Source organism: Falsiroseomonas sp., assembly GCF_051859025.1.
Classification (GTDB): domain Bacteria; phylum Pseudomonadota; class Alphaproteobacteria; order Acetobacterales; family Acetobacteraceae; genus Falsiroseomonas.
The window spans coordinates 1-10,151 of sequence record NZ_JBHYGL010000033.1 but is presented as its reverse complement, the minus strand read 5'-3'; the positions used below and the strand labels follow the sequence as shown (position 1 = coordinate 10,151).

Sequence of the window (10,151 nt, the reverse complement as noted above, 5' to 3'; positions counted from 1 at the left end):
ACCCCATCCGCCAGGGGGGAGACCCCCCTGGACCATCTTCAATTGCCGACGGTCCAGGGGCGGTTCGCCCCTGGCATGGGGGGTACGGGGGGAACGGCGTTCCCCCCGGGCAGCATCAGCGCCCCAGCACCCGCCCCGCCACCACATCCAGCTTTGCCATCAGCGCCGGGTCCCGCTTCTCCGGCGCCGTGATCAGCGCGTAGTCCAGCGCCCGGTCGCACCCGGCCTCGCACGGCCCGCGCTTTGCCCCCAGCCGCGGCACCACATCCGCCACCAGCGCCCGTGCCTTGTCGGCGTTGGAGAACAGCACCTTCACCACCTGGTCCACCGTCACCGCCTCATGGTCCGGGTGCCAGCAGTCGAAATCCGTCACCATGGCGACGGTCGCGTAGCAAAGCTCCGCCTCCCGGGCCAGTTTCGCTTCCGGCATGTTGGTCATGCCGATCACGCTGCATCCCCATTGCCGGTACAGCAGGCTTTCCGCCTTGGTGGAAAACTGCGGCCCCTCCATCACCAGGTAGGTGCCCCCCCGCGTCACCGGCAGGCCGAGCGACACGGCCGAAGCCTCCAGTGCATCGCCGAGCCGCGAACAGACGGGGTGGGCGACGGAGACATGACCGACGCAGCCCGTCTCGAAGAACGACTTCTCCCGCGCGAAAGTGCGGTCGATGAACTGGTCGACGATGACGAAGTGGCCCGGCGGCAGTTCCTCCTTCAGCGACCCCACGGCCGAGAGGGACAGAAGCTCCGTGCACCCCGCCCGCTTCATAGCGTCGATATTGGCGCGGTAGTTGAGGGCGGAGGGCGGCGTGGGGTGCCCCCGCCCGTGCCGCGGCAGGAAGCGCACCTGCACATCGCCCAGCCGCCCGTGCAGGATCTCGTCCGAGGCCTCGCCCCAGGGGCTCTCCACCCGCTTCCATTCGCGGTCCTGCAGCCCGGGAATGTCATAGAGGCCGGAGCCGCCGATCAGGCCGATGACGGGGGTGATGAGGTCGGACATGCGGTGCTCCTGCGGCTGCGCCCGGCTTCTACAGGACGCGCCACGCATGAAAAAGGGCCGCTCCCTTGCGGGGGCGGCCCTCTCGAACCCGGTCCCTTTCGGGAAGGGGTCAGTGCTTCACATCGGCCCAGACCTTGCGCTTCACCGCGTAGGTCAGCCCGCCGAGGATGATGAGGAACAGGATGATGCGGATGCCCATGGCACGCCGCTTCTCCGCCTCGGGCTCCGCCGCCCAGGCCATGAAGGTGGTCACGTCGCGCGCCATCTGGTCCACGGTCGCCTCGGTGCGGTCGGCATATTCGACCTGCCCGGGGTTCAGCACGTTCGGCATCGCGATCTGATGGCCGGGGAAGTAGGCGTTGTAGTTCATGCCGTCCATCAGCGTGAAGCCGGCGGGCGGGTCCACGTAGCCCGTCAGCAGCGCGTGCATGTAGTCGGCGCCGTTGAGGCGGGCCTTCACCATCACGGACAGGTCGGGCGGATAGGCGCCGTTGTTCGCCGCGCGCGCTGCCTGTTCATTGGCGAAGGGGCGGCGGAAGCGGTCGGACAGGCGGGCCGGGCGTTCGAACATCTCGCCCTGGTCGTTCGGGCCGTCCACCACCTGGAAGGTCGCGGCGATGGCGCGGACCTGTTCCTCGCTCAGCCCGATCTCCAGCAGGTTGCGGTAGCTCAGCTGCCGCATGGCGTGGCAGGCCGAGCACACTTCCTTGTAGACCTGGAAGCCGCGCTGCAGCGACCCGCGGTCATAGACCCCGAAGAAGCCTTCGAAGCTGAAGCGCGTATCGGGCAGGGTGATCGCCGGCCCGGCCGCCTGGGCCGGGGCGACGCTGAGGAAGGACGCCGCGCCGAGGACCAGCGCGCCGACCAGGTTGCGGAAGCGGGACATCACGCCTTCTCCATCGGCTTGGCCATGGCGCCGGCGGGCAGGGGCCCACCGCCGCGCAGGACGGGCAGGGCGATGCTTTCCGGCAGCGCCAGCGGCCGTTCCAGCCGGCCCAGCAGCGGCAGGATCACCAGGAAGTAGGCGAAGTAGTAGGCCGTCGCGATCTGGGAGATCAGGACATAGGGCTGTTCCGCCGGCTTGCCGCCCGCCCAGCCCAGCACCACGAAGGCAATGCCCCACAGGAACAGCGCCCACTTCGCGATCGGGCGGAACCGCATGGACCGCACCGGGGAGGTATCGAGCCAGGGCAGGATGAACAGCACCGCGATGGAGCCGAACATCAGCAGCACGCCACCCAGCTTGTCCGGCACCGCGCGCAGCACCGCGTAGAAGGGCAGGAAGTACCATTCCGGCACGATATGCGCGGGCGTCACCAGCGGGTTCGCCGGGATGTAGTTGTCCGGGTGGCCGAGCATGTTCGGCGTGAAGAACACCAGGAAGGCGAAGACGATGAAGTAGACCACGAGGCCCACGCTGTCCTTCGCCGTGTAGTACGGGTGGAAGGGCAGGGTGTCCTGCGGGCCCTTCGGGTCGATGCCCAGCGGGTTGTTGGAACCCGTGATGTGCAGCGCGGCCACGTGCAGGAACACGACGCCCGCGATCACGAAGGGCATCAGGTAGTGCAGGCTGAAGAAGCGGTTCAGCGTCGGGTTGTCGACGGAGAAGCCGCCCCACAGCCAAGTCACGATGTACTCGCCCACGATCGGGAAGGCGGAGAACAGGTTGGTGATGACCGTGGCGCCCCAGAAGGACATCTGGCCCCAGGGCAGCACGTAGCCCATGAAGGCGGTGGCCATCATCAGCAGGAAGATGACGACGCCCAGGATCCACAGCAATTCGCGCGGCGCCTTGTAGGACCCGTAGTAGAGCCCGCGCCAGATGTGGATGTACACGACGATGAAGAACATCGACGCGCCATTCATGTGCACGTAGCGGATCAGCCAGCCGTAGTTCACGTCGCGCATGATGCGCTCGACGCTGTCGAAGGCGTAGCTGGTGTGCGGCGTGTAGTTCATCGCCAGGAAGATGCCCGTCGCGATCATGATCATCAGCGTGACCATGGCGAGCGCGCCGAAATTCCAGAAGTAGTTGAAGTTACGGGGCGTCGGAAACGTCCCGTACTCCTTCTGCATCATGGTGAAGATCGGCAGCCGCTGGTCGACCCAGCGGATGACGGGGTTGGAGATGGTGCTGTCGTGAAGGCCGATGGCCATCTTGCCTGGCTCCTCGGGGGTTGCGGGGCTTACGGGCGGGCGCGGACCATACCGCGCCCCGGCGCCGTCAGCCGATCCGGATCTGGGTGGGAGAGGTGAAGCTGTATTCGGGAACCGCAAGGTTCGTGGGCGCCGGCCCCTTACGAATGCGGCCCGATGTGTCGTAGTGGCTGCCGTGGCACGGGCAGAACCAGCCATTGTAGTCGCCGCGCGGGTCGGACGACTTCTGGCCCAGCGGCACGCAGCCGAGATGCGTGCACACCCCAACCACCACCAGCCACTGGTCGCGCTGGACGCGGCCCTGGTCCGGCGCGGGGTCCTTCAGCTCGGAAAGCGGGGTCGCGCGCGCGGCCTGCACCTCCTCCGCCGTCCGGTTGCGGACGAAGACGGGCTTGCCGCGCCACATCACTGTCACCGCCTGCCCGGCCGCGATCGGCGCCAGGTCCACTTCGGTGGAGGACAGCGCCAGCACGTCCCGCGCCGGGTTCATGGAATGGATGAACGGCCACACCACCACGCCCACGCCCACCGCGGCGAAGGCACCCGTCGTCAGCATCAGAAAGTCCCGTCGCGTCTCCCCGGAGCCCTCGGCTCCATGGGCCGCTTTGGCGGGCGCCATCGTCTCGGCCATGTCGTCGTCCCCTTCCGGTCTCCGCGCGCCAAGAACGCCCGGGCCAACCGCCATCGTCGCGCAGATTTCGCGCCAGAAGGTGAACGCCAGAGGCCGGCACTGCCCGAACAGGGGCGCGCGCAAGCCGGGGCTGCCACCAACGACGCTGCGCCCCCTATAAAGGGTGGCTTGCGATGGTGTCCATCCGGCGGCCACCCTGAAATCGCAACAGCTTCACCGGGAAAGCGCCCGGCACCGTCACTTCCGGGCCAGGATGGGCATCCTCTTCATCCCCTGCCAATCTTCCGGTCATGGCGCGCGACTGGCGCGCCCATCGAGGCCATGGCGCGGCGCCTCGCCGCGCCGATCGAGGACCGCCCCCAGGATGACTGAAACTCCCGCTCCGCCTGCCGTCACACCCCCCACGCACCCCATGGTCGCCCCCGCCCGCGCCTGGTTCGAAAGCCTGCGCGACCGCATCTGCGCCGAATTCGAAGCCATCGAGGACGAATTGTCCTCCGGTCCGCACCTGGCCCTCCCCCCGGGCCGCTTCACCCGCACCGCCTGGGACCGCCCCGAAGGCGGCGGCGGCGTCATGGGCGTGATGAAGGGACGCGTGTTCGAGAAGGTGGGCGTCAACGTCTCCACCGTCTTCGGCGAATTTTCCCCGGACTTCCGGAAGCAGATTCCCGGGGCGGAGGAGGATCCCCGCTTCCTCGCCACCGGCATCTCACTGGTCGCGCATATGCGCAGCCCCCGCGTGCCGGCCGTGCACATGAACACCCGCTTCATCCTGACCACCAAGGGCTGGTTCGGCGGCGGCGGCGACCTGACGCCGATGGATCACGCGGCGCCCCATTCGAAGGAGGACGCCGCCACCTTCCACGCCGCCTACAAGGCCGCCTGCGACCGCCACGACCCCACCTACTACCCCCGCTTCAAGCAGTGGTGCGACGAGTACTTCTTCCTGCCCCACCGGAACGAGCCCCGCGGCCTCGGCGGCATCTTCTACGACTGGCTGGGCGACCGCACGCCGGGCAAGGGGGTCGAGAACGACTTCGCCTTCACGAAGGATGTCGGCCAGGCCTTCCTCGACGCCTACCCCGCCATCGTCCGCCGCCGGATGCATGAGCCCTGGACGGAGGCCGAGCGCGCGCACCAGCTCATGCGCCGCGGCCGCTACGTGGAGTTCAACCTGCTCTATGACCGCGGCACCATCTTCGGCCTCAAGACCGGCGGCAATGTGGAGGCCATCCTGATGTCCCTGCCGCCGGAGACGGGATGGCCGTGAAGCCGTAACAACGCTCGACATCGCGGCGCGCCACGCCAAGATGCCGGCCATTGCCCTGGGGAAGCCGCAATGGCCGAGATCACCGTCAACGGACAGGCGCGCCGCGTCGATGTCGAAGGCGACACCCCCCTGCTCTGGGTGCTGCGGGACACGCTCGGCATGGTCGGCACCAAATACGGCTGCGGCGTCGCGCAATGCGGCGCCTGCACCGTGCTGCTGGACGGCGTCGCCACCCGGTCCTGCCAGCTCCCCCTCGACGCCGTCGCCGGCCGCGCCGTCACCACCATCGAGGCGATCGAGGCCGATCCCGTCGGCGCCCGCCTGGTCGCCGCCTGGGTGGCGCTGGATGTCCCCCAATGCGGCTACTGCCAGTCCGGCCAGCTGATGGCGGCCACCGCCCTGCTGAAGGAGACGCCGAAGCCGGATGAGGCCGCGATCGCCGCCGCCATGACGAATCTCTGCCGCTGCGGCACCTACAACGCCATCGCCGCCGGCATCCGCCAGGCATCGGAGGCCGCGTGATGCCGGCCCCCCTCAACCTGTCCCCCCTCAACCTCTCACGCCGCGGCGCGCTCGGCCTGGCCGGCGGCCTGGCCCTCGCCCTCGGCCTGCCCCAGCGCCCCGCCCGCGCCCAGGCGATGGGCGGCACGCAGCACGCCCGGAAGGTGCCGGCCTATCTCACCATCAAGCCCGATGGCCGCGTGATCCTGCAGAATCCCTTCGCGGAGGGCGGCCAGGGCATCCACACCGCAGTGGCGCAGTTGGTGGCGGAGGAGCTGGACGCGGACCTCGCATCCTTCACGGTGGAGACCGCCCCCGCCGGCGCCGACTACCAGGTGCTGTTCAACGGCACGCGGCGCGTCACCGGCGGCAGCTTTTCCATCCGCAACACCTACGCCCATTTCCGCATCCTCGGCGCCACCGCCCGCGCCATGCTCCTCCAGGCCGCGGCGCAGCGGCTTTCGGTGCCGGTCGCGAGCCTTTCGACGGAACCCGGCTTCGTCATCCACCCCGGCGGCCGCATCCCCTATGGCGATCTGGCGGAAGCCGCCGCCGCCCTTCCCATACCCGGGGATGCCGAGCCCAAGCCCGCCGGCGCGGCCTTCCGCCTGATCGGCAAGCCGGCGCCCCGCCTCGACACCCGCGCCAAATCCACCGGCCAGGCCCGCTACGCCATCGACATGCGGGTCGATGGCATGCTCCAGGCCGCCATCCTCCACGCGCCGCGCGCCGGCGCCGATCCCGGCGCGGTGCTGAACGAGGCCGCGCTGAAGGCCATGCCGGGCGTGCATTCCGTGCACCGCCTGCCCGGCGCCGTCGCCGTCCTGGCCGACAGCTTCTGGCGCGCCCGCCGCGCCGTGGAAGCCGCGCAGGTCGCCTGGACCGCCGTCGGCGGCCAGCCCGTGGTGCCGGAGGATTTCTCCAGTGCCTCGATGCTGGAGACGCTGCGCTCCCAGGCCGATGCCCCGGGCAACCCGGCCAGCGACACCCAGGGCGACGCGCCCGCCATCCTCCGCGTGGCGACCAGGACCATCACCGCCGATTACGACGCCCCCTACCTCGCCCACGCCCAGCTGGAGCCGCCCTCCGCCACCGTGCGCTTCAACGCCGATGGCACGCTGGATGTCTGGACCCCGAACCAGGCCCCCGAACAGTTCCGCGCCATCGCCGCCCGCGAATCCAGCCTGGCCGAGGACCGCATCCGCATCCACACCCCGCTGCTGGGCGGCTTCTTCGGACGGCACTTCACCTACGGCACCATCCACCCGATGAACCAGGCCATCCGCCTGGCCCGCGCCGCCAACCGCCCCGTGAAGGTCATCTGGACGCGGGAGGAAGAGTTCGCCCGCGACGCCTACCGCCCCATGGGCTTGGCCCGCCTGCGCGCCAGCCTGGGCCCGGATGGCCGGATCGAAGCGCTGCACGCCACCATCCCCGGCGAGGGCCCGGTGGCCAAGCATTTCGGCACCGCGCGCCTCGGCAACCCGCCGCTGGATACCAGCGCGGTGGAGGGCGTGGCCTTCAAGCCCTACGCCATCCCCAACCGCCGCATCGAATGGGTCCACGTCCCCCACCCCATCAATGTCGGCTTCTGGCGCTCCGTCGGCCATTCCATGAACGACTTCTTCCTGGAGGCCTTTCTGGATGAGGTCGCGGAGGTCGCGGGCCAGGACCCGCTGGCCTTCCGCCGCGCCCACCTGTCCCACTCCCCGCGCCACCTGGCCCTGCTGGACGCCGTGGTGGACCTCGCCGGCGGCTGGCGCCGCGGGCCCTTCGAGGCGCCGGACGGCACCCGCCGGGCGTCAGCCCAGCCCGCGCTCCGCGCGAGGGGTATCGCCATGGCATCCCCCTTCGGGACGGAGATCGCGACCATCGCCGAGGTATCCCTGCGGGACGGGGAGGTCGTGGTCCACGACCTCTTCATCGCCATCGACCCCGGCAGCATCGTCAACCCCGCCATCATCCGCGCCCAGGTCGAGAGCGCCGCCGCGATCGGGCTGTCCGCCGCCTGCTTCGAGGAGATGAGCTTCGAGGATGGCCGCCCCATCCCCCGCAACTTCGACACCTACCGCATCCTGGCGCGGGCGGAGATGCCGAAGGTCCATGTCCGCATCCTGGAATCCGGCGCCCCCATGGGCGGCGTCGGCGAACCCGGCACGCCCGGCATCCCCCCCGCCATCGCCAACGCCATCGCCGCCCTGACCGGCCGCCGCATCCGCAGCCTGCCCTTCGCCAAGGAACGCATCGGCGCGGCGTGAGGGCGCTACCGCCGCCGCTTGGTCAGGATGGGTGGCGGCACGCCGCCGATCTCCCGCAGTTCGGCCTCCAGCGCATCATGCTGGCGGCGCAGATCGGCCACATGCGCGTCGCGCTGCGCCATCTCCCCGGGGGTCTTCATCTTCCAATCCTGCGCGCGCTGGATCTCCTCCCGCTTCGCCAGGATCATCTCCTTCAGCTGTTCCCGCCGCGCGATCCGCTCCGGCGATTCAGGCTCGGGCTCGGGGCCGGGCGGATCGGCCGTGATGCCGTGGCCGGGGCCGGCGGTCAGCACCGCCTCATCCTCCGGCCAGAAGGCATCGGACGCCGCCAGCCCCTCGAACAGCCGGATCAGGCGGGACCAGCGGACCGTCTGGTCGGCAAAGCCCATCCCCGCTGCCCGCAGCCCGGCGCCGCGGCCGACGCGCACCCGCCGGTTGCCCCAGCGCGCCTCCCCCTGTTCCAGGAACAGCGCCGCCACGGCGGGGCCGTGGGTTTCCGCCAGGAAGGCCTCCACGTCAGCCATGCGGGGCGGGCGGGACAGGCCGCGCCGCCAGTCGCGCCAATGCGCCATCACGTCACGCGCATCCAGCAGGATCTGCAGCTTCTCGAAGGCCCGGTCGTTGAAGGCTTCCGCCACCCACAGCCAGGCCCAGCGCAGCAGGTAGAACAGGCCGAAACCCGCTTCCGCCACCGCCACCCGGCCGCGATGGGCGACCGCCCATAGCACGGCGCCGGCCAGCACGAAGGGCGCCATCTCCGGCGGCGGATCGGCCAGCACCAGCCCGGCGAGTGCCGCCGCGCCCAGCATCGCCGCCACGCCATCCACCAGGACCAGGATCAGCGACGCAACCTTGAGACCCCGCCGCGCGCGCCGCCGACGTGGCGGCCGTTCCGCGGGGGCGGCGATTGGCCGCTGCCGGGGCCGCCGGCCGCCGGGACCATGGCCGAAGGGACCCTGGCTGCCGGGACCGTGGCCAAGGGGCCGCTGGCCCTGATAGGTCGCCAGCGTGGCCCGGGACCGGTCCAGCAGTGCCGCCACATCCGCGCGCTGCCCGGCCAGGCCGGATTGCTCCAGCCTATCCACCAGCGTCTGCAATTCGGAAAGCGACTGGACCTGCGCCGCCATGCATACCTCCGGCGTTCCTTGTCCACCGTCCGGATTAGCCTTCCGTGAACGCCCCGCGCGGCAGGCTGTCTGGCCCTGCCCGCGCCAAGCCTCTATCCTGGCCCCAACAAATAGGGAGACATCCGGAATGACGACGCGCCGCATCCTGCTCGGCACCAGCCTCGCCGCGCCCTTCATCGCCACCACCGGGGCGCTGGCCCAGGTGAACGCGGCAGCCGCCTGGCCGAACCGGCCCGTCCGCGTGATCGTCCCCTGGCCGCCCGGCGGCTCCACCGACGTGCTCTGCCGCCTGCTCTGCGAACAGATGCAGCAGAGGACAGGCCAGTCCTTCGTGCTGGAAAACCGGCCCGGCGCCGGCGGCAACATCGGCGCCGACGCGCTGGCGAAGTCGGCGCCCGATGGCTACTCCATGGCCCCGCTGACGCTCGGCGCCTGGCACATCAACAGCTTCCTCTATTCCCGCCTGCCCTATGACCCGCAGCGGGATTTCCAGCCGATCTCGATGCATTGGGAACTGCCCAACGTCCTGGTCGTCTCCGCCCAGCACAATCCCGCGAACAATTTCGCGGAATTCCTCGCCTGGGCGAAGGCGCAGCGGCAGGGCATCTCCTATGGCTCCCCCGGCGTCGGCACCACCGCCCACCTCTCCGGCGCGCTCTTCACCACCCGCCTGCAGATCGAGGGCACGCATGTCCCCTTCCGCGGCGCCGCCCAGATCATCCCCGCCATGCTGTCGGGCGACCTCAATTGCGCGCTCGACAACCTCGCGAGCTATGTGCCCGTCATCCAGGAAGGCCGCATGAAGGCCTTCGCGGTGACGGGGGCGGAGCGTTGGCCGACGCTGCCCAACGTGCCGACCATGGCGGAGGTCGGCGTGCCCGACTTCGTCATCACCTCCTGGTGCGCCATGGCCTTCCCGGCCGGCGTCCCCGCGCCGATCGTCGAACGCGCCTCCGCCCTGATCCGGGAAGTGACGGAGCCCGCGGCGATGCAGGAACGCTTCCTGCGCGCGGGTGCCAAGGGCGTGTTCAGCACGCCGGCGGAGGTCACGGCACGGGTCGCGCGGGAACGGCCGGTCTGGCAGGAAGTGGTGCGGATTTCGGGGGCGAGGCTCGACTGAGTCCCGGGGAAGGCGCCGCCTTCCCCGGACCCCATCCGCCAGGGGGCAGAGCCCCCTGGACCATCATCAATTAGAGACGGTCCAGGG

9 protein-coding genes are annotated in these 10,151 nt (G+C 70.2%); 4 read left to right on the top strand and 5 right to left on the bottom strand.

Going from position 1 to position 10,151, the window contains the following annotated elements:
• Nucleotides 1–115: 115 nt before the first annotated feature.
• The 4 genes from ACTIE5_RS21110 to petA all read right to left on the bottom strand — a co-directional run bounded on the left by ACTIE5_RS21110 (nt 116) and on the right by petA (nt 3,788).
• On the bottom strand, nt 116–1,000 hold the full coding sequence (locus ACTIE5_RS21110; RefSeq protein WP_439551698.1) for an S-methyl-5'-thioadenosine phosphorylase: 885 nt from the start codon (nt 998–1,000) through the stop codon (nt 116–118).
• A gap of 109 nt (nt 1,001–1,109) precedes the next feature.
• Nucleotides 1,110–1,886 carry a cytochrome c1 gene (locus ACTIE5_RS21105; protein WP_439551697.1) on the bottom strand — a complete coding sequence of 259 codons (777 nt, stop codon included), beginning with the start codon at nt 1,884–1,886 and terminating at the stop codon, nt 1,110–1,112.
• The gene (locus tag ACTIE5_RS21100; RefSeq protein WP_439551696.1) at nt 1,886–3,157 is read right to left on the bottom strand and encodes a cytochrome b; all 1,272 of its coding nucleotides are present in this window, start codon (nt 3,155–3,157) and stop codon (nt 1,886–1,888) included. Before ACTIE5_RS21100 ends, ACTIE5_RS21105 begins: the two co-directional genes overlap by 1 nt.
• Before the next feature lie 67 nt (nt 3,158–3,224).
• Nucleotides 3,225–3,788 carry a ubiquinol-cytochrome c reductase iron-sulfur subunit gene (petA, locus tag ACTIE5_RS21095; RefSeq protein WP_175534193.1) on the bottom strand — a complete coding sequence of 188 codons (564 nt, stop codon included), beginning with the start codon at nt 3,786–3,788 and terminating at the stop codon, nt 3,225–3,227.
• A gap of 364 nt (nt 3,789–4,152) precedes the next feature.
• Here petA and hemF point away from each other — a divergent pair, with 364 nt between their 5' ends.
• The 3 genes from hemF to ACTIE5_RS21080 all read left to right on the top strand — a co-directional run bounded on the left by hemF (nt 4,153) and on the right by ACTIE5_RS21080 (nt 7,817).
• Nucleotides 4,153–5,058 carry an oxygen-dependent coproporphyrinogen oxidase gene (gene hemF, locus ACTIE5_RS21090; RefSeq protein WP_439551695.1) on the top strand — a complete coding sequence of 302 codons (906 nt, stop codon included), beginning with the start codon at nt 4,153–4,155 and terminating at the stop codon, nt 5,056–5,058.
• Nucleotides 5,059–5,127: 69 nt separating this feature from the next.
• Nucleotides 5,128–5,580 (top strand): (2Fe-2S)-binding protein, encoded by a 453-nt coding sequence (locus tag ACTIE5_RS21085; RefSeq protein WP_439551694.1) that lies wholly within the window; start codon nt 5,128–5,130, stop codon nt 5,578–5,580.
• On the top strand, nt 5,580–7,817 hold the full coding sequence (locus tag ACTIE5_RS21080; RefSeq protein ID WP_439551693.1) for a molybdopterin cofactor-binding domain-containing protein: 2,238 nt from the start codon (nt 5,580–5,582) through the stop codon (nt 7,815–7,817). Before ACTIE5_RS21085 ends, ACTIE5_RS21080 begins: the two co-directional genes overlap by 1 nt.
• A 5-nt stretch (nt 7,818–7,822) precedes the next feature.
• On the opposite strand, the gene ACTIE5_RS21075 is transcribed toward ACTIE5_RS21080, so the two are convergent.
• Nucleotides 7,823–8,944 carry a hypothetical protein gene (locus ACTIE5_RS21075; protein ID WP_439551692.1) on the bottom strand — a complete coding sequence of 374 codons (1,122 nt, stop codon included), beginning with the start codon at nt 8,942–8,944 and terminating at the stop codon, nt 7,823–7,825.
• 127 nt (nt 8,945–9,071) lie between these two features.
• Here ACTIE5_RS21075 and ACTIE5_RS21070 point away from each other — a divergent pair, with 127 nt between their 5' ends.
• Nucleotides 9,072–10,064, top strand: a complete 993-nt coding sequence (locus ACTIE5_RS21070; protein ID WP_439551691.1) for a Bug family tripartite tricarboxylate transporter substrate binding protein — start codon at nt 9,072–9,074, stop codon at nt 10,062–10,064.
• Nucleotides 10,065–10,151 lie beyond the last annotated feature (87 nt).

Coding starts and splice junctions, on each gene's coding strand:
- ACTIE5_RS21110 (WP_439551698.1), bottom strand. CDS start 1,000: ATGTCCGACCTCATCACCCCCGTCATCGGCCTGATCGGCGGCTCCGGC.
- ACTIE5_RS21105 (WP_439551697.1), bottom strand. CDS start 1,886: ATGTCCCGCTTCCGCAACCTGGTCGGCGCGCTGGTCCTCGGCGCGGCG.
- ACTIE5_RS21100 (WP_439551696.1), bottom strand. CDS start 3,157: ATGGCCATCGGCCTTCACGACAGCACCATCTCCAACCCCGTCATCCGC.
- petA (WP_175534193.1), bottom strand. CDS start 3,788: ATGGCCGAGACGATGGCGCCCGCCAAAGCGGCCCATGGAGCCGAGGGC.
- hemF (WP_439551695.1), top strand. CDS start 4,153: ATGACTGAAACTCCCGCTCCGCCTGCCGTCACACCCCCCACGCACCCC.
- ACTIE5_RS21085 (WP_439551694.1), top strand. CDS start 5,128: ATGGCCGAGATCACCGTCAACGGACAGGCGCGCCGCGTCGATGTCGAA.
- ACTIE5_RS21080 (WP_439551693.1), top strand. CDS start 5,580: ATGCCGGCCCCCCTCAACCTGTCCCCCCTCAACCTCTCACGCCGCGGC.
- ACTIE5_RS21075 (WP_439551692.1), bottom strand. CDS start 8,944: ATGGCGGCGCAGGTCCAGTCGCTTTCCGAATTGCAGACGCTGGTGGAT.
- ACTIE5_RS21070 (WP_439551691.1), top strand. CDS start 9,072: ATGACGACGCGCCGCATCCTGCTCGGCACCAGCCTCGCCGCGCCCTTC.